Source organism: Actinobacillus arthritidis (genome assembly GCF_029774155.1).
Lineage (GTDB): Bacteria > Pseudomonadota > Gammaproteobacteria > Enterobacterales > Pasteurellaceae > Actinobacillus > Actinobacillus arthritidis.
This window is the reverse complement of record NZ_CP103833.1, coordinates 1268081-1287399: the sequence shown is the minus strand read 5'-3', so window position 1 is coordinate 1287399 and position 19319 is coordinate 1268081. Positions and strand designations below refer to the sequence as shown.

Below are 19319 nucleotides of genomic sequence, written 5' to 3'. Positions count from 1 at the left end.
TTTTAGTTATTTTTATATGTAACTTGTTGGATGAAGATAAAACATACTCAATAAGTATATATAATTTTTTTAAGGTTATTATTGAAAGTTAGTGTTTTTTAAAGTAAATTAACGCCCTTAATTTTTTTATGGTTTTAGGTTGAATAAAATGAAAAAAAATAGTTTGGCGTTGAGTTTATTACTTTTAATTTCAAATGCGATATATGCGTCAGAGGAGACATTAGATATGATTACCGTTGAAGGCAGTACGCCGGATACAAAAGGTAATTTGTTAGGAGATGGTTTAAATATCAATGAAAAAGTGGTAGATAGCCAAACCTTAAAGCAACGAGGCACAACATTAGGTAATGCACTTTCCGGAGAGTTGGGCATTCATTCCAGTCAATTTGGCGGGGGAGCAAGTGCGCCAATTATTAGAGGTCAAGAAGGCAAGCGTGCGAAAATTCTGCAAAATAACGGTGAAACCTTTGATATGTCGGAACTATCTCCCGATCATGCGGTTACTGTAGATTCTTTGCTTGCAAAACGTATTGAAATTTTACGTGGTCCAACAACTCTACTTTATAGTGCAGGTAATAATGCTGGGGTAATTAATGTGGTTGATGAGAAAATTCCGAGTGTATTACCGGAAAAAGGATATGAAGGGCAAGCCGGTGTACGTTTTAGTTCTGCGAATAAAGAACGTTTAACTTATGCAGGATCTACTTTTGCATTAGGCAATAATTTTGCTTTACGTTTACAAGGGCTATATAACAAAGCCTCCGAATACTATGCGCCGAAATTTACGATTGAAGGCAAGTCTTATCATCGGGTGCCAGATAGTGACCTTCAATCTCAATCAGGCACGGTCGGACTTTCTTGGATTGGAGAGAAAGGACATTTAGGTGTGGCTTATACGGATCAACGTAATAAATACGGTTTAGTTGGACATACGCATCAATACGATCATTATACGATTAGCATTATCCGCCAAGGCGTGATGTTTGGGAAAGGCTATTTACGTTTTTATCCGCATTTAGCGGAAGAAAGCGACATTGATTATAACAATCCGGGACTTCGCTTAGATCACTCACATATTCCCGGCGGTTCTCAGTATGGCATGCAAGATCACCCACATGGTAAGCCTTGGATTGATATGCATTCCAAACGATACGATCTTGATGGGGAATTAAAAAATCCGATAAAGGGGATTGAATCGCTCAAAGTTACCGCAAACTATGTTGATTATTTTCATGATGAAAAAGATGGCAATAGAATAGAAAATTACTTTAAAAATAAAGGAAAAAATCTACGTCTTGAATTAGTTCATTCAGAATGGAATGGGTTAAAGGGAGCGATTGGAGCACAATATTCTCATTTACAGACTAGTGCTTTATCATTAGAAGCCGCACGTATCGTGAATAAGCAACAGTTATTAAATAATCCAAAAACTAAGCAATTTAGTGTATTTGGTATTGAACGTTTAAATCTCGGTGATTTTTCATTTGAAGTCAGTAGCCGTGTTGAGCGTCAGAAAATTTCAATGGATTATGATGTTAAGTTAATCGATCAATGGTTAGGCTTTAATACGCCAATGCCAAATTTGGAACCGCATAAGGAAACCGGTTACTCTTATAGTTTTGCGACCAATTGGTTTTTTGCTCCGGATCATAAACTGACTTTAAACACTTCTCATCAGGAACGTTTACCAAATGCTCAAGAACTCTATGCACACGGTAAACATATTGCACTCAATGCTTTTGAAGCCGGTAATAAAAACCTAAATAAAGAGCGTTCAAATCATATTGAGTTAGCTTTAGCTTATATGGGAGAGAAGTGGGATTACAAATTTAATGTGTATCATACTCATTACGATAATTATATTTATCCACTTACTTTGAATGATAATCGTGGTCCTAAATCTTTGAGTGATGAATATACTTTAAAAGTAAACCGTTATTACCAAGGGAAAGCACGTTTTAGTGGGGTAGAAGGTGAAATTGGCTATCTCTTTACGCCGAATTATCGTCTTGCCGTATTTGGTGATTATGTTCGTGGTAAATTAACCGATCTGCCTGATATTCCAAAGGGCTATTACATTTTTGGTGCAAAAAGAGGTCAGGTTTCAGGATGGGAAGCCCAACCTGATATTTCAGCACCACGTGTACCACCATTACGTTTAGGGGCAAGATTTAATGCGGATTTCAATCAGAATTGGTCGGGAATGTTAGAGTATTATCGAGTGTTTACTCAGAATAAAGTGTCGAAATATGAAAAAGCAACACCGGGTTCTCATCAAGTGAATGTTGGGTTAACTTACAATAAGATGTTCAATCAGACAGAATATCAAGTGTTCTTAAAAGTAGATAACTTATTAAATCAAAAAATTCATCAGCACGTGTCTTATTTACCTCATATTCCACAAATGGGTAGAAACGCAATGCTTGGTATGAATGTGACTTTCTAATAAAATTTTTAGGAGAAATAAAAATCCCCAAGATGTTTAATCGAACCTTGGGGATTTTTTATTCTTATGTAATGGGTTTAGAATTTTACGGTGTGTCCGTAGCTTTCAATAATTTTTTGAATACGCTCAAGATCTTCTTTTGGCGGTGGCAATACACCGTCTAATTCATATTTATAACCAAGTGTTTCCCATTTATGTGCTCCTAAACGGTGATAAGGGAGTAATTCAACTTTTTCAATATTTTGCATACCTTGGATAAATTGCCCTAAGCGGTGTGCGGAATCATCATCATCGGTATAACCCGGTACGACAACATAACGAATCCAAGTACGTTTATTTAATTTTTGCAGATAGCGAGCAAAATCAAGTGTACGCTTATTTGATACACCGATTAAATCTTGGTGGATTTCATCATTTAGTTGCTTTAAGTCGAGCATAACTAAATCGGTCACTTCAAGCATTTCATCGACTACGGGGCTATAATGGCGAACAAAACCATTGGTATCCAAACAAGTATCAATACCTTCCGCTTTACAGGCTCTAAACCAATCTCGCACAAATTCCATTTGTAATACAGCTTCTCCGCCAGATGCTGTTACACCACCGCCGGTCGCTTTCATAAAGTGCTTGTAGGTTACCACTTCTTTCATCAAATCTTCGACACTGATTTGTTTACCACCGTCAAGATCCCACGTATCACGGTTATGACAATATTTACAACGCATTAGACAGCCTTGCAAGAAAAGAATAAAACGAATCCCCGGACCATCTACCGTGCCGCAAGATTCGTAAGAGTGATAACGTGCAATAGACATTTGCTTACCTCAGACCTCAAAAAATTTTGCCAAATTGTAGCAAATTTTTAGATTGTTTGCAGAAATAAATCAAGCCGTCAAACTTTACTCAGCGAGAAATCCCAACTATTTTTTGATCTCTTTCAGAAAATCTACTAATAGCGATTTTTGCGTTTGGGTTAATTCCTGCCAATATCGGTCGGCTTCATCGCTATTCCAATCGAATCCTTCCATACAGTCCGCAAAAAAGTAGCTGATCGGCGTTTTCAAGAAAGTCGCAATCGCCACCAAATGTGCCACGTTGATCTTATTCGCCCCTCGTTCATAGCGTGAAAGCTGTGGTTGGGAAATATCCACATACTCCGATAGCCTCTCCGCCGAATAGCCCATTTCTCTGCGTTTTTGTTGGATACGTTGACCGACAAGACGGTCGATGTCTGATGCAACTGGTTGTGCCATTTTACTGCCTACTAAGATTATTCATTTTAGGCATATTTTTTGTGATTTATTGCATTGACTGAATATGCTATAAGGCATAGAATTACGATATTAAATGCCTAGAAGGCATAAATTATTATCATAGGAACGTTAAAATGAATAGTATCAAAAGTATTTTCGGATTTTTCTTTGGGTTTAAGGGGCGGATAGGGCGGCTTCATTATGCGGTCTTCCTACCTATTTTTGCAGTAATTTATCTATTTATTGCAGGTTTTCTGGCTTTGATAGCTCCAAAGATCAACTATCGCATAACGAACGATACATTCGGCTCAGCAGAGGACTTTTTAGGCTTAGCCATCATTTTTGCAGTTGTTACATTAGTTTTTGTATTCAAATACTCCCACATCGTTAGACGTATACACGATCTCAATAAGAAAGCAACGGATACTAATTTATTCAATACTGTTTTGTGGATAGATATTCTCTCACCTTTTACCTTGCTGATTACTTCTGATATTAAGCTTCTAGTTAATTTGGCAATGAGCGTACTTTCTATTAGTTGCCTGATTACTCTTGCTTTTAAAAAAGGTAATGAGGGAGAAAATGATTTTGGCAAACCACAAGTTCCGTTTTGGAAGAAAACAAATTCTTAATTAACTTTAATAGGAGAAACGTATGCAAAGTTTAAGAAAAGTAGCTGTTTTAGCTGTTGGTTTAGGTGTATCTGTATCTGTAAGTGCTTTTGCTGACTGGATTACAATGTATGGTGATCATTCATATAATACTAGATATGTTTCTTCATCCTTTCGTACTTGTAAATATAGCACCTCTCCGGGAGGTAGCGGTGAAGTTATATTCATTAGAGTAAGTAGTAGCATTTGCCCTCCCTTTATTGAATATAATCCTGAAATGAATAGTTGGAGGGAATAATATATGTATGATTATAAGCTATTAAAAATAGCTCAGCCGTTTTATCATAATGATACTTGTAATGATTATGATAAATTTCAAACCGACTTAATGGGTTATTTAAATGCTGGATATGAGATAGTTCATAGTGAGGATATAAGTTACAATTACTATGATACAGAAAGTTTTGGAAAAATCTTTTTTCTGAGAAAACCTAAGTGAATTTTATACCGCTTATTACAGGCTGTATTTCTCTATACAACCTTTAGTTACCGAGAATTTGCTGTTTACCATACATAGGGAGTAAAAATGAAGAAATTTCTACTTACTTTATTCGTACTTGCCATTTCCTTACCAACCCTCGCCTGCGATGAAGATTACGGACAAGGGAAACGCTATTCCAACGGTTACTATCTTAAAAATGGTAAGCTAACTAAAAGCAAAGTCGAAAACTGCTCAAACGGAATGCAAGAACAGAGCCATACTTTTGCAAATGGCACGGTGGTGAGTTTCATCAATATCAATCTAGCAATGACAACGGGCGGAAACGGCTATCAAACTGATGCTTATATCAATGGGAAAGAGGCGAAAGAAGTGAAACGATTAAAAAGTATTCCCGCTCACTTTAGAGGTCAGTGTTACCAACCTAAATCGAAAGGTTCAAAACAAATTTATTGTATTTAGCGTACTCAATTTATTGACAAACAGCCCAATTCAGGGCTGTTTTATTTTAAAGTATATTGTTTTAAGGCTATCCCAACCGCTTACAAGCGGTCGATTTTATAACACTTTTTGCCAAACAACTTTCGGCAGTAAGTAAACTTCTTTTTCTGCCTTTTCACCTTCGCCGACAATATGCCCAATGCCGCTTGCCATAACCGCTAAAGTTACATCAAAGGCATTAATACTGTCGCCATAACCTGCTGTGAGGTTAAACATTGAGCCGTCTGCCAACAGATAAACGGTTTTCTCACCTACTTGGTAAGCATTGACATACGGCATCGGCACGCTCATCGGGTGTTGTTTTAAAAACGGCACATCAATTTCTTCGGCAACGTGTCCGACATTTAAAATAAATAAGCCTGATTTCGCTTGTTCAATCATCTTGCCTGAAAGCACGTTTTTCGCCCCTGTTGCTGTGGCAACCACATCAGCAATTTTGATTGCCTCAGCAAGTGGCATTACCATCCAACCGTCATATTCGGCTTGTAACGCTCTTGCACGATCTAATTCAGCCACAATCACTTTACCACCGTAGGCTTTTGCTGAAGTCGCCACACCTTGCCCTACCAAACCATAACCAATAACAACTACTGTTTTTTCGTGTAGGCTTAAGTGGGTGGTTTGTAAAAAAGTATGCCAAGCGGTTAAGCCCACCATATGGCGGTTGTGTAAACCTTCTTTCACCGGCAAATCATCCCAGTTGAAAATCGGGTAATAAGGTTTCAGACCATTTAAACGGTTCACGCCTGAACCGGTGGCTTCTAAGCCTGCTTTCACACCTGTTTGTAAGCCTTTCGAGTGAATGAGTGAGGTTAAATCCGACCCCATTTCGCATAAATGGGTTGGTCGCCAATCTACTGCTTTTTGAAAACTTTCGTGCCAGTCGGCATTGGACATATCACGCCAAGCGTGAGCATCTGCCCCATTTTCCACCAAATACGCCACCACATCATCTTGTACGGTGGTTGGGTTACAAGTGGTTAAAAACACTTTTGCCCCTTTATCCAGCAAGCCTTTCACTAACGGAGCCATTTTCAAATCTAAGTGCATATTGCACGCTAAACGTACGTGGGATAAATCAGGTAAAGCCCCGATTGCGGCTCGAGTACGAGTCATATGTAGTGTTGCCCAATCTAATTCAGCGTTAAAATTTTGGTACATTGCCAATTCTTATAAACCTATCAATAAAGTCGGTAATTATATGCTATTCTTAACCGATTTGGGGTAAATTACTATAGATAAAACTCCCATTATGTTGCTGAATATTTAGTCGCTACCTATTTTAATACACGGTCAAAATCACTTTCATAACTCAAATCTTGTTTCACCCGATATTTTTCAAACTCACTTAATGCGAAAGAACGAGCAATTTCAGCGGTGACTTTACCGGCATCTTGTAAAATTTCTCGGTCGGTAGCAAGAAAGCGGTTTAATCGGGTTTCCCAATCTGCTATTGTCATAGGAATTTGGCGTTCTGCCATATCTTCTGCCATATCTAAATAAGCCGAAAAAAGCCTTTGTAATTGTGCCAGCTCACTGTCTGACAGATAATTCTTCGCAACCACCACATCAAAGGGGTAAATTTTTCCCTGTGGGGCATCTTTCCAATTTGTCAGCCCCATATTGGTTTTTGTAGCATCGGATCTGGCTACTATCAACTCTGCTACCGTATGCCCATGAATTGCCCAATGAAGTTTATTCTGCACAGTGGCAAAAAAACGTTTCGTCGAGGTAGGGTCATAGTCCAAAGCGGTCGTATAAATATCCGTGATTTTTTGATAGAATTTCCGCTCAGATAAACGAATTTCTCGAATACGGACAAGTTGTTCTTCAAAATACTTTTTGCCTAAAATCGTACCGTCATTTTTCAGCCGTTCATCGTCCATCGCAAAGCCTTTAATCGCAAAGCTCTGTACAATTTCAGTCGCCCATTTGCGAGACTGCACGGCACGTTCAGAATTCACTTTGTAACCTACCGAAATAATTGCAGATAAATTATAGTGTTTCGTCTGGTAACTTTTGCCGTCTTGGGCAGTTACTCGAAATTTTCGAGTAACTGAATTTTCATCTAATTCCTTATCAAAAAATATTTTTTGTAAATGGTAAGTAACAGTATGAGACTCTACCTCATAAAGTATCCTCATCATTTTTTGGCTTAGCCAAACATTTTCATCGGCATAAATCGCTTCAACTTGGCTTTCCCCTGTTGCCGTGATAAAAGTTAGGTATTCCGCCACAGAGGAACGAATTAAATCTTGCTTAGATATCTCTTTCTCACACATAGAACACTGTAATTATAAACAATATTTCTAAAGCTGTGTAAATGAATAGCCATTTTTTCGAGCGAGATCACAAAAGAAAAACCGCTTGCCCCATAAACTGCGACAAGCGGTTGATTTTTCTAAAAGTTTTGCAAATTACTATTACATACTTTCAGTAAATGTACGTGTAATTACATCCATTTGTTGCTCTTTAGTTAAAGAGTTGAAACGTACCGCATAACCAGATACACGAATGGTTAATTGTGGATATTTCTCTGGATGCTCAACCGCATCTAATAATGTTTCACGGTTTAATACGTTTACGTTTAAGTGCTGACCGCCTTCAACCGTTGCTTCGTGGTGGAAGTAACCGTCCATTAAGCCTGCAAGGTTACGTTTTTGTGCTTCGTAATCTTTACCTAATGCATTTGGTACGATTGAGAAGGTATATGAAATACCGTCTTTCGCGTAAGCAAACGGAAGTTTTGCAACAGAAGTTAATGATGCAACCGCACCTTTTTGGTCACGACCGTGCATTGGGTTTGCACCTGGACCGAACGGAGCACCAGCACGACGACCGTCAGGCGTATTACCAGTTTTCTTACCGTAAACCACGTTAGAAGTGATAGTAAGAACTGACTGTGTTGGAGTCGCATTGCGGTAAGTTTTGTGCGTTTGAATTTTCTTCATGAAACGTTCAACTAAGTCACAAGCGATTTCGTCTACACGGTTGTCATTGTTACCGAATTGCGGATATTCACCTTCAATTTCGAAGTCTAACGCTACATTTGAAGCCACTACGTTACCATCTTTATCTTTGATGTCGCCGCGAATTGGTTTAACTTTTGCGTATTTAATTGCAGATAATGAGTCCGCCGCAACAGAAAGACCTGCGATACCACATGCCATTGTACGGAATACATCACGATCGTGGAATGCCATTAATGCCGCTTCGTAGCTGTATTTATCGTGCATGAAGTGGATGATATTTAATGCAGTGACATATTGTGTTGCTAACCAATCCATGAAGTGATCCATACGAGCCATTACATCGTCGAAGTTTAAATATTCGTCTGTAATCGGTGCTGTTTTTGGACCAACTTGTGCACCAGATTTCTCATCGATACCGCCGTTGATTGCGTATAACATTGTTTTCGCTAAGTTTGCACGCGCACCGAAGAATTGCATTTGTTTACCAACAACCATCGGAGATACACAACATGCGATTGCATAGTCATCGTTATCAAAGTCAGGACGCATTAAGTCATCATTTTCGTATTGTACTGATGAAGTATCAATAGATACTTTTGCACAATAACGTTTGAAGCCGTCCGGTAATTGTTCAGACCAAAGGATAGTTAAGTTTGGCTCTGGTGATGGACCCATTGTGTAAAGGGTATTTAAGATACGGAAGCTGTTTTTGGTTACTAGTGTACGACCGTCTAAGCCCATACCTGCTAAAGTTTCAGTTGCCCACATTGGGTCGCCTGAGAATAATTGATCGTATTCAGGTGTACGTAAGAAACGAACCATACGTAATTTCATTACTAAATGGTCGATTAACTCTTGTGCTTCTTCTTCTGTGATTTTACCTGCTTTTAAGTCACGTTCGATATAGATATCTAAGAATGAAGATACACGACCGAATGACATTGCCGCACCGTTTTGTGATTTAACTGCGGCAAGGTATGCGAAGTAAGTCCATTGAACCGCTTCTTGTGCAGTTTCAGCCGGACGAGAAACGTCAAAACCGTATGATGCGACCATTTGTTTGATTTGACCTAATGCACGGTATTGTTCTGCGATTTCTTCACGTAATTGGATTGTTGCTTGGATATCTTCACCCGCTTCTAAACGAGGTTGTAATGAAGCAAATTGTTTTTGCTTGTCTTTCATTAAGAAATCCGCACCGTATACTGCTAAACGACGGTAGTCACCGATAATACGACCACGACCGTAAGCATCTGGAAGACCGGTAATTACACCTGATTTACGGCAACGTAAAATGTCCGGAGTATAAACATCGAATACACCTTGGTTATGTGTTTTACGATATTCAGTAAAGATTTTTTCTACTTCAGGGTTTAAGGTACGGCGATAAACATCACAAGAACCTTTAACCATTTTGATACCGCCAAATGGGATGATCGCACGTTTTAATGGTGCATCAGTTTGAAGACCTACGATTTTCTCTAAAGCTTGATCGATATAACCTGCTTTATGAGAAGTAATCGTTGATGGAATGTCGCAATCAATATCGTACGGTTCGTGAGTTTTGTTCTCAACTTTGATTTTTTCCATTACTTCTTCCCATAACTTAGTTGTCGCACTGTTGCGCCAGCTAAGAAAGACTCATCGCCTTCATATGGAGTATAGTTTTTTTGGATAAAATCACGTACGTTTACTTCAGTTTGCCAGTCGCCACCAGTAAACCCTGCCCATGCTTTTTGTTGAGCTTCAGTTAGTTGAGTCATTTTAAGTCCTCTATTTGTTAGTAAATTAAGTTTTACAAGCGGTTATTTTTTGCAGAAATTTGCCTAAATTAAACCGCCTAAATTGAAATTATCTTAGTGCTTACGGATATATAAGAACCATTGCACTAACCCAATGAAAAATACACCGCCGACAATATTACCTAAAGTAACCGGAATTAAATTTTTCACAACGAAATGATATAAATCTAAATCTGCAAATTGTGCCGGATCAACATTAATCGCTGTCCAAAATTCAGGTGATGCAAAATGTGAAATCATCATTCCCATCGGAATCATAAACATATTGGCAACACAGTGCTCGAAACCTGATGACACGAATAATGCAATCGGCATAATCATAATAAACGCTTTATCCGTTAGGCTTTTACCGGCATTTGCCATCCATACTGCAAGACAAACCATCATGTTACATAAAATACCGAGGGTAAAGGCTTCTATCCAAGTATGGTGAATTTTATGTTGTGCTGTTTTAAGAATGGTTAAACCCCATTGACCGTTTGCCGCCATAATTTGACCTGAGAGCCAAATTAATACCACTACACTTAGACCGCCGATAAAATTACCACCGTACACAATGCACCAGTTTTTAAACATTTGGAACCAAGTGATTCGATGTGTCGCTTTAGCCACAGCGGTTAAAGTGGATGAAGTAAAAAGTTCAGCACCAAAAACTACACATAAAATTACACCAAGTGAGAAAACCGTACCACCGACTAATTTCGCCATACCCCAAGGCACATCCACCGCACCGGTTTGGGTTGTGGTATAAAATACGAATGCAAGTCCAATAAAGCCACCTGCTAAAATTGCGGAGATGAAAGAATATAATTGATGTTTAGTCGCTTTATAAACTGCGCCGTCTTCAGCGATTTTTGCCATTTCAGCAGGAGAGAACATTTATAATCCTTAAATATAAATTTGAAAAATTACAGAAATTGTTGAGAATTATAGACCTGTTACCTCAATCCCTCAAAACATAATTGTCATTATATTGAGGTAAATCAAAAGCACATTTTGATACAGATCAAATTGAAACCAAACCTCAAACTTTTGTTAAAATAACTAGATCAGATGTTTAACAAATATTTTACAAAACAAGTATGACAGATTATTTCTCTTCCTTTTTTAGTTTATTTCTTTCAGCAGAAAATCAGCTAGTGACTATGTTTCTCAGTGCATTTTTGAGTGCAACTGTGTTGCCGGGTAATTCCGAAATTATATTTACTACGCTAGCAACTCAAACTCGCTTGACTGATTCGAGTTTATTTTCAAGCCAAATACTTTGGCTACTCGGTGTTGCAACCATTGGTAATAGCCTTGGCAGTTCCATTACTTATGCAATGGGATTATTGATTCCCAAGCCATTAGATTTAAAACATAAAACGGCTCAATGGGCATTACGTTTATGTGAAAAATATGGGGTATTTGCCTTATTATTAAGCAGTTTGCCGATTATCGGTGATCTGCTATGCGGTATTGCCGGTTGGCTTCGCTTTAACTTATGGCAATCGCTTATCTTTATTTGCTTAGGTAAGTTTATACGTTACTTAATCTTATTGTTTGCGATATCACCTTGGTTTTAGCTATTAATAAACACCTATAAGAAAGCGGTCTGTTCTTGCAAGTTTTTTGCAAAATCAGACCGCTTGTCGATTATAAGTTTCTTAACGCTTCGATACGTTTTTCAAGTGGTGGGTGGCTCATAAATAATTCTTTAGAACGTGCACCATTAATCATAAATGCCGCAAGAGAACCTTGCATTTCTTGCGGTTCGTGTACGTGTTGTAAACGCTGTAATGCCGCAATCATTTTCTCTTTGCCGACTAATTGTGCAGAACCTGCATCCGCACGGTATTCACGGTAACGAGAGAACCACATTGCAATCATGGTTGCGATGACACCAAAGACCATTTGCAACACAATATCTACAATCCAGAAAACTAAGGTGTTTTGAGTCGCATTACCGTTTTCGTCTTTACCGCTTGAAGCGACTGTTGAAATAATGCGTGATAAGAAAATCACAAAGGTATTCAATACACCTTGTAATAAAGTCATTGTCACCATATCGCCGTTTGCAATGTGTGCGATTTCATGTGCAACCACCGCTTCGGCTTCATTTTCGGTCATATTATCCAATAATCCGGTACTTACCGCGACTAATGAGTTGCTTTTTGTTGCACCGGTTGCAAAGGCATTAACATCGGCAGAGTGGTAAATGGCAATATCTGGCATTGGAATGTTCGCTTGTTGCGATTGACGTTGCACAGTATCGAATAACCATTGTTCTGCATGATTGCGAGGCTGTTGAATCACTTCTGCACCGACAGAACGTAATGCCATACTTTTTGACATAAATAATGAGATTAAAGAACCAGCGAAACCGAATATAAGCGACATCACTAAAATGCCACCGGTGCTACCACCTTGAATCCCCGTCACTTGGAAAATGATATTTAACACAATACCAAGTACGAAAGTAATCGCTAAGTTAGTTAATAAAAATAAGACAATTCTTTTTGCCATAAGTAAATAAATCTCCAAAAAAGAGTGGGAAAACAAATCACTAAATAGAGTTAATTCTATAAGAATTCAAGTGTTTGACAACAATTATTCCCATAAATTTAACTGTTTTTTAACTTTTTCTATCGGGTAATGCACCGAAAGCCCGATTAAGCGTACCGAACGATGATTCGTGCGTTGCCAAACTTGTTGCAGTAACTCAATAAAGCGTTCTAACGAAAGCCCGTCTGTCGTACGTTCCAACGTAGTTTGCGTAAAGTCGCCGAATTTGAGTTTAATGCCTAATTTTTTAAACTCTTGCGGTGAATGCTGACCCCAATTTCTTTGTAGGCGAAACACCAGTTTATCAAACAGTTCATCAACAATTTGTTCCGCTTGTGCTAAATGCCAAATATCAGTCGGTAGCGTATTTTCGACCGCTAAAGATTTTCGAGGGCGATTCACTTCAATTTGTCGATTATCAGTTGCGTGGCTGAAGTCCCATAACCGTCGCCCGAATTTACCAAAGGTTTTGTAAATAAAGGCTTTATCGCTTTGTTGAATATCGCCGCAAGTGTGTAATCCCAGTTGTGCTAATTTTTCATTGGTTACCTTACCGACACCCGGGATCTTTTTTAGTGGCAAATCATAAATAAAAGCGGTCATATTTTCCGGAGAAATGACAAATTGCCCGTTAGGCTTGTTTTGATCCGAAGCGATTTTTGCCAAAAATTTGAGCGGGGCAATGCCGGCGGAGGCAGTTAAATGTAACTCATTCCAAATTGTCGCTCGAATTTCTTGGGCAATCCAAGTGGCTGATCCGGAACATTGTTGGCAATCCGTCACATCTAAATAAGCCTCATCTAATGAAAGCGGCTCGATGATATCGGTATAACGGCGAAATATTTGATGAATCTGCTCAGAAACTGCTTTGTATAACGACATATTTACCGGTACTAGAATCAGATTCGGACAACGTTTTAACGCCTGAACGGTTGGCATTGCACTATGTAAACCGAATTTTCTTGCTTCATAATTACAAGTAGTCAATACGCCTCGACCTTCAACGGAACCTCCAACGGCAACAGGTTTACCGATTAATGCCGGATTTTCTCGCATTTCAATCGCGACATAAAAACAGTCCATATCGATGTGAATGATTTTGCGTTGCCTTGCCATATGATTTCGAATACTTATAACTTAACTGTATATAAAAACAGTTTTATTTTATGTGGTTACCGTTAAAATTTCAACTCAAAAAATACATAATGATAAGGAAGATGAAATGTTATATGGTTTGGCGATAGTGCTGATTCCCTTGTTTTTAGGCTATTTATTTAAAGTCGGTAAAGGCAAATTACAGGTTGTTAATCAGGTCGTAAATATTTGTTTATATTTGATTTTATTTGTGATGGGTATCTCGCTAGGGCAATTAGATGATATTGGCGACAAATTACCACAAATCGGTGGGATTGCACTCGGTTTGAGCTTAATTATTCAATTTTCGAATATTATCGGTTTAGCGATTTACGATAAATGGCAACCGATGGTTCGTGAGGAAGTGAATCCGCAAGAAATCCCTTCTCGTTGGGTAATGCTAATGGATTCGTTTAAATTAATCGGCACTACCATTGCCGGCGGAGTCATTGGTTTTGTGAGCAAAGGCACATTAGATTTCCCATTACATGCCAGTACTTATGTGCTAGAAGTAATGATCTTCGGCGTTGGGATTCAGTTACGTAATAGCGGGATTCCTCTGCGAGAAGTGTTTTTTAACAAACGAGGCATTTATACATCTTTAGTGATGATTGTTAGTAGCCTTGTTGGTGGGGTTATTGCCGCTTTATCTCTGGATTTAAGCATTGTGCAAGGGCTCACTTTTGCTTCGGCATTCGGTTGGTATTCATTATCTAGCGTATTAGTCAATGATGCTTGGGGACCGATGTACGGCAGTATTGCCTTCTTTAATGACCTTTCTCGTGAAATCTTCTGCTTATTTACCATTCCGTTTTTTATGCGGGCATTTCCTTCTACCGCAGTTGGATTAGGTGGAGCAACATCATTGGACTGTATGTTGCCGGTCATTCAAAAATCGGGTGGTACGCAAGTTGTACCTCTTGCCATCAGCTTCGGTTTTATTGTGAATTTGGTTGCACCGTTATTATTAGCATTATTTATTGGCTTAGCTGGATAAAACAAAATGGCAGGTTTATACCGGCCATTTTTTGTTTCTTAATCCACTTTTAGTAATTTAGCTAACGCTAATGACTTCCGTTCAATTTCTTGCCATTCTGATTGAGGTTCCGATTCTTCTACAATACCTGCACCGGCATAAAGCGTAATGCAGTTTTGTTCTATTTGTGCAGAACGTAAGGCAACACAAAACTCCGCCTCGTCCGGTCGCAAATAGCCTAATGTGCCTGCATACCAACAGCGTGAGAATTGTTCATGTTCAGCAATAAATTGTTTCGCCGCTTGGCGAGGTAAACCGGCAACTGTCGCGGTCGGATGAATCCGAGCAAGACAATCGGCATCAGTAATATTGGGTTTTAATACAGCAGAAATTTTACGGCGTAAATGCTGTACGTTATGCAGACGCTTAATTTCTGCTTGGCTGACGACGATTTCCGTTATGCAATCTTCCAGATTCATCTGAATGTCATCCACAACCAATTGATTTTCATAAATATTTTTAGGGTCAGTGAGTAACCATTCCGCATTTAATTCGGTTTGTATTGCACTTTCCGTTACCGGGGCGGTACCTGCTAGTGCTTCCGTATTAAATTGATGACCTTTTCGATGGTATAAACGTTCCGGACTTGAGCCGACAAAGGCGGATTTTGCATTTTCCGCCCAAATGAAATGGTAGCAACCTAAATTAGTGGTTTGACTCGTCGCAAGTAAATCATAAGCGGACAGTTCATGTTCAAATTGCAATGTTTTCGCATTGGCCAGTACCACTTTGTTAAATTTGTTTTGTTGAATATGATTAATTGCTCGCTCAATATTTTGTTGCCAGCTATCAAAATCGTAAACGGAAGTGAGTGAAAGGAGATGATTTTCCGTTAATTCAAGCGGTAAGGTTTGGCTGAAATTTGCAAAAAATTGTTCAAAAATGACCGCTTGTTGAGCTAATTCAGATTCATTTAGGTAGAAATAAGCGGTCAGATTTTGCTGATTTTTGACTAATTGCAAACGAGGCAAAATAAATTGACTATTGCCTTCAAATTGAATACCGCCGACTAATCTAAATCGTGTTTGTTCCACAAACTGTTGTGCATCGTTTATGCTTGAGAATGAACGAATTGCTCCTATACTTGCAATGGTCTGATCAGTATCTCTCGCTTGCCAAAAAAAGTGAGGATAATGATTTTGTGCTTTTAACCAGCTTAATAACGCAACATTATTTTCGGACAAAACAACCTTGGCTTGATATTCAATCAAACCAAAGTGAGTTTTATTTTCTGTAAGCTTTTTGCTAAGTTGTTGTTTTAATTGATTAAAAATAGACATTTGCAAAGTTTCTGAAGAATTTGACCGCTAAATTTTAGCGCTTATGAAAAAAGGTCATTATTTTAGCTCATTTCCTCTTTAAATTCCTACCGAATCAGAGTAAAGTTGAACAATTTTCTATATCAATAACAATTTTATTTAAAACAACAAACAGGACAAACAGCATGGAACGTTTCCCTAAATCCGACAAACTTGCAAACGTTCGTTACGATATTCGTGGCGCAATTCATAAAGAAGCTCTTCGTTTAGAAGAAGAGGGTAATAAAATTTTAAAATTGAATATTGGTAATCCCGCCCCGTTTGGTTTTGAAGCACCTGATGAAATTGTTGTCGATGTGATTCGTAATCTGCCGAAATCACAAGGCTATTGCGATTCAAAAGGGTTGTATTCGGCACGTAAAGCGATCGTACAATATTACCAGTCAAAGGGGATTCGTAGTGTTGATGTGAATGATGTCTATATCGGTAACGGTGTATCGGAATTAATTACCATGTCAATGCAAGCATTACTGAATGATGGTGATGAAATGTTAATTCCAATGCCGGATTATCCGCTTTGGACAGCCGCAACCACACTTGCCGGCGGTAAAGCGGTGCATTATCTTTGCGATGAAGATAATGAGTGGATGCCTGATATTGAAGATATTAAAGCGAAAATCACGCCGCGTACCAAAGGTATTCTAATTATTAATCCGAATAACCCAACTGGTGCAGTTTATAGCCGTTCGATGTTACTTGAGATCGCAGAAATTGCTCGTCAACATAATTTGATGATTTTTGCAGACGAAATCTACGAGAAAATTATTTATGACGGTGCAGTACACCATCATATTGCCGCACTTGCACCGGATTTATTATGTGTAACTTATAACGGTTTATCGAAAGCCTATCGTGTTGCCGGTTTCCGTCAAGGTTGGATGGTGTTAAGCGGGCCGAAAAATCAAGCGAAAGGGTTTATTGAAGGCTTGGATATGTTGGTTTCTATGCGTTTATGTGCAACAACACCGATGCAACACGCTATTCAAACGGCATTAGGCGGTTATCAAAGTATCGATGAATTTGTGTTACCGGGCGGACGCTTACTTGAACAGCGTAATAAAATGTATGAGTTATTAGTACAGATTCCAGGGATTTCGTGCGTAAAAGCAAAAGGTGCACTTTATATGTTTCCGAAAATTGATACGGAAATGTACGGCATTAAAGATGATGCGAAATTTATTTATGATTTATTACAAGCGGAAAGAGTGTTACTCGTACAAGGCTCTGGCTTTAACTGGCATAAACCAGATCATTTCCGTGTCGTAACCTTGCCTTATACGCACCAAATTGAAGAAGCGCTGGGACGTCTTGCAAACTTCTTAAAAACTTATAAACAATCTTAATCTTTTCTCTGCCCCATCCACGGGGCAGATTACTTTTATCTGTCTATATGCAACTCGGTATTATTTATTCACTTTCTGCTTCCGCATTATTCGGCGGAATGTATTATCTTGCCACTTTATTACGCCCGCTTTCCGGCGAGAGCTTATTCGGCATTCGTATGGTTGTTACCTTGCCGTTTTTGTTTTTAGCAATTTTTGTATTAAAGAAACAACATGAATTTTTTGCGTTTGCAAAGCGTTTGAAACAACAACCGCATTTAATTTTCGTTATCTTAATCACTTCAGCGATTGTCGGCTCACAAATGTGGCTTTTCTTGTGGGCACCAAACAGCGGTAAAGCCTTAGAAGTTTCAATGGGTTATTTGCTGATGCCGATCGTCATGGTGGCTTTCGGACGTTTGGTTTATAAAGAAAGTTTATCCCGTGTTAAATGGCTGGCGATTATTTTTGCAACATTAGGTGTGTTAAATAGCGTCATTTTTGCCGGCGGTATTTCTTGGGAAGGCGTTTTTGTTTTTGTTGGTTATCCGGTTTATTTCCATATTCGTCGAAAATTCCAGCTAAGTAATATCTATAGTTTTATCTTTGAAATTATGTTCCTGATTCCAATTTCGCTGTATTTTATTTGGAATACCGATATGGATTTTATTTATGCACAAAACCCGAATATTTACTACTTTATTGCGATTTTAGGCGTAGTAAGTGGTTCGGCACTATTTTCTTATACGTTAGCCAGCACCATATTGCCGTTTAATGTGCTTGGCTTATTAGGTTACTTAGAGCCGACATTTATGATGATTATTTCATTTTTAATCGGTGAGCGATTGGACCCTAATTCCTATTTTTTGATGACTTGTTTGGTGATCGCAGTATTTTTCTTAATTTTAGACGGTCTTTTCAGTATCCGAAAACAGCGTAAAAAAGTGATCGCGGAGAATTAAATGTTAAAGGGCATCTTATGCTGTATGAACGCCAACTTCTTATTTGGCTTGGGCTATTACTTTGCGATCTTATTACGTCCGCTCAATGGCGAAAGTATGTTTGGCTTCCGTATTGTGGTGCTAGCGCCCTTTATTTTATTGGCGATTTTACTGTTTAAACAAACGGCGAAATTTCAGCGACTTTGGCAAAAAATCAAGCAAAATCCACCGCTTATCTTGGTGCTGTTATTGCTTGCTTTGAATACCGGCATTCAGCTTTGGTTATTTTTATGGGCGCCGAATAACGGACAAGCGATTGAAGTTTCGATCGGTTATTTATTACTGCCGATTGTAGCGGTAGCATTGGGTAAAATTGTGTTTAAAGAACATTTTACCCTGTTAAAATGGCTGTCACTTGGCTTTGCGGTGATCGGTGTGGTTTCCAATATTTGGCTGACCGGTTCGTTTTCGTGGGCGACCATTGTTGCCGGTGTTGGTTATCCGCTGTACATTACGCTACGCCGCTATTTCGGTATTAATACGCTTGCCACCTTTTTCGTTGAATTGCTGTTAGTGATGCCGTTTGCCGGTTATTTTATTGCTCAAACCGATATGCGACCGATTCTTGCTGACAATCAGCATATCTATTATTTCTTGGCACTGTTCGGCGTAGTCAACGGTGTGGCGTTTATTTTATATATTGCCTCCAGTAATTTATTACCAGTCAATGTGCTTGGTTTACTCGGTTATGTGGAACCGCTGGTGATGCTTTGCATTTCGTTTATGATCGGTGAAGTATTGGATTCCAAATCCTATCTGTTAATGATTTGCTTAGCGTTAGCGATTACTTTATTAACCATTGATAATTTTAGATTGGCACGCAAGTGATTGAATGTGCTTTTATGACAATCGGTCAAATTTGTATGATTTTTTGCAAAA

General features: G+C 38.7%; 17 protein-coding genes and 1 pseudogene. 9 read left to right on the top strand and 9 right to left on the bottom strand.

Annotated elements, in window-relative coordinates; genetic code table 11:
* The first annotated feature begins 148 nt into the window (after nucleotides 1-148).
* Nucleotides 149-2446, top strand: coding sequence for a TonB-dependent receptor (locus tag NYR89_RS05920; RefSeq protein WP_279445103.1), 2298 nt, complete (start codon nucleotides 149-151; stop codon nucleotides 2444-2446).
* Nucleotides 2447-2523: 77 nt separating this feature from the next.
* On the opposite strand, the gene pflA is transcribed toward NYR89_RS05920, so the two are convergent.
* Nucleotides 2524-3261 carry a pyruvate formate lyase 1-activating protein gene (gene pflA / locus NYR89_RS05915; RefSeq protein ID WP_279445102.1) on the bottom strand — a complete coding sequence of 246 codons (738 nt, stop codon included), beginning with the start codon at nucleotides 3259-3261 and terminating at the stop codon, nucleotides 2524-2526.
* A gap of 105 nt (nucleotides 3262-3366) precedes the next feature.
* Nucleotides 3367-3699 carry a helix-turn-helix domain-containing protein gene (locus tag NYR89_RS05910; RefSeq protein WP_188157559.1) on the bottom strand — a complete coding sequence of 111 codons (333 nt, stop codon included), beginning with the start codon at nucleotides 3697-3699 and terminating at the stop codon, nucleotides 3367-3369.
* 134 nt (nucleotides 3700-3833) lie between these two features.
* On the opposite strand from NYR89_RS05910, the gene NYR89_RS05905 reads away from it, so the two are divergent.
* The 3 genes from NYR89_RS05905 (at nucleotide 3834) to NYR89_RS05895 (ending at nucleotide 5271) form a co-directional block, all read left to right on the top strand.
* On the top strand, nucleotides 3834-4331 hold the full coding sequence (locus NYR89_RS05905; RefSeq protein ID WP_279445101.1) for a DUF805 domain-containing protein: 498 nt from the start codon (nucleotides 3834-3836) through the stop codon (nucleotides 4329-4331).
* Nucleotides 4332-4353: 22 nt separating this feature from the next.
* Nucleotides 4354-4608 carry a hypothetical protein gene (locus NYR89_RS05900; RefSeq protein ID WP_279445100.1) on the top strand — a complete coding sequence of 85 codons (255 nt, stop codon included), beginning with the start codon at nucleotides 4354-4356 and terminating at the stop codon, nucleotides 4606-4608.
* A gap of 288 nt (nucleotides 4609-4896) precedes the next feature.
* Nucleotides 4897-5271 (top strand): hypothetical protein, encoded by a 375-nt coding sequence (locus NYR89_RS05895; RefSeq protein ID WP_279445099.1) that lies wholly within the window; start codon nucleotides 4897-4899, stop codon nucleotides 5269-5271.
* A 96-nt stretch (nucleotides 5272-5367) separates the two neighbouring features.
* Here the strand turns inward: NYR89_RS05895 and NYR89_RS05890 are convergent, their stop codons facing one another.
* The 4 genes and pseudogenes from NYR89_RS05890 to focA form a co-directional block, all read right to left on the bottom strand.
* Nucleotides 5368-6471, bottom strand: coding sequence for an adenosylhomocysteinase (locus NYR89_RS05890; protein WP_279445098.1), 1104 nt, complete (start codon nucleotides 6469-6471; stop codon nucleotides 5368-5370).
* A gap of 116 nt (nucleotides 6472-6587) precedes the next feature.
* On the bottom strand, nucleotides 6588-7592 hold the full coding sequence (locus NYR89_RS05885; RefSeq protein ID WP_423847866.1) for a virulence RhuM family protein: 1005 nt from the start codon (nucleotides 7590-7592) through the stop codon (nucleotides 6588-6590).
* Nucleotides 7593-7733: 141 nt separating this feature from the next.
* Nucleotides 7734-10045, bottom strand: a pseudogene (gene pflB / locus NYR89_RS05880) (formate C-acetyltransferase).
* Between the two features lie 93 nt (nucleotides 10046-10138).
* Nucleotides 10139-10963, bottom strand: coding sequence for a formate transporter FocA (gene focA / locus NYR89_RS05875; protein WP_279445097.1), 825 nt, complete (start codon nucleotides 10961-10963; stop codon nucleotides 10139-10141).
* A gap of 203 nt (nucleotides 10964-11166) precedes the next feature.
* On the opposite strand from focA, the gene NYR89_RS05870 reads away from it, so the two are divergent.
* Nucleotides 11167-11649 (top strand): YqaA family protein, encoded by a 483-nt coding sequence (locus tag NYR89_RS05870; protein WP_279445096.1) that lies wholly within the window; start codon nucleotides 11167-11169, stop codon nucleotides 11647-11649.
* A 70-nt stretch (nucleotides 11650-11719) separates the two neighbouring features.
* Here NYR89_RS05870 and htpX read toward each other — a convergent pair whose 3' ends face one another.
* Nucleotides 11720-12589: a protease HtpX gene (gene htpX / locus NYR89_RS05865; protein ID WP_279445095.1), complete on the bottom strand. Its 870-nt coding sequence runs from the start codon at nucleotides 12587-12589 to the stop codon at nucleotides 11720-11722.
* An 84-nt stretch (nucleotides 12590-12673) separates the two neighbouring features.
* Nucleotides 12674-13744, bottom strand: coding sequence for a DNA polymerase IV (gene dinB, locus NYR89_RS05860; RefSeq protein ID WP_279445094.1), 1071 nt, complete (start codon nucleotides 13742-13744; stop codon nucleotides 12674-12676).
* A 106-nt stretch (nucleotides 13745-13850) separates the two neighbouring features.
* On the opposite strand from dinB, the gene NYR89_RS05855 reads away from it, so the two are divergent.
* On the top strand, nucleotides 13851-14759 hold the full coding sequence (locus NYR89_RS05855) for a LysO family transporter (RefSeq protein ID WP_279445093.1): 909 nt from the start codon (nucleotides 13851-13853) through the stop codon (nucleotides 14757-14759).
* A 38-nt stretch (nucleotides 14760-14797) separates the two neighbouring features.
* On the opposite strand, the gene NYR89_RS05850 is transcribed toward NYR89_RS05855, so the two are convergent.
* Nucleotides 14798-16078 (bottom strand): isochorismate synthase, encoded by a 1281-nt coding sequence (locus NYR89_RS05850; protein ID WP_279445092.1) that lies wholly within the window; start codon nucleotides 16076-16078, stop codon nucleotides 14798-14800.
* Between the two features lie 164 nt (nucleotides 16079-16242).
* Between NYR89_RS05850 and NYR89_RS05845 the strand changes: the two genes are divergently transcribed.
* From NYR89_RS05845 to rarD (NYR89_RS05835), 3 genes are read left to right on the top strand one after another with little or no spacing between them, the layout of a single operon-like run.
* Nucleotides 16243-17460, top strand: a complete 1218-nt coding sequence (locus NYR89_RS05845; RefSeq protein ID WP_279445091.1) for a pyridoxal phosphate-dependent aminotransferase — start codon at nucleotides 16243-16245, stop codon at nucleotides 17458-17460.
* Nucleotides 17461-17507: 47 nt separating this feature from the next.
* Entirely contained in the window at nucleotides 17508-18401 is an 894-nt protein-coding gene (gene rarD, locus NYR89_RS05840) for an EamA family transporter RarD (protein ID WP_279445090.1), read from the top strand.
* A gap of 24 nt (nucleotides 18402-18425) precedes the next feature.
* The gene (rarD, locus tag NYR89_RS05835; RefSeq protein ID WP_279446654.1) at nucleotides 18426-19268 is read left to right on the top strand and encodes an EamA family transporter RarD; all 843 of its coding nucleotides are present in this window, start codon (nucleotides 18426-18428) and stop codon (nucleotides 19266-19268) included.
* Nucleotides 19269-19319: the final 51 nt, after the last annotated feature.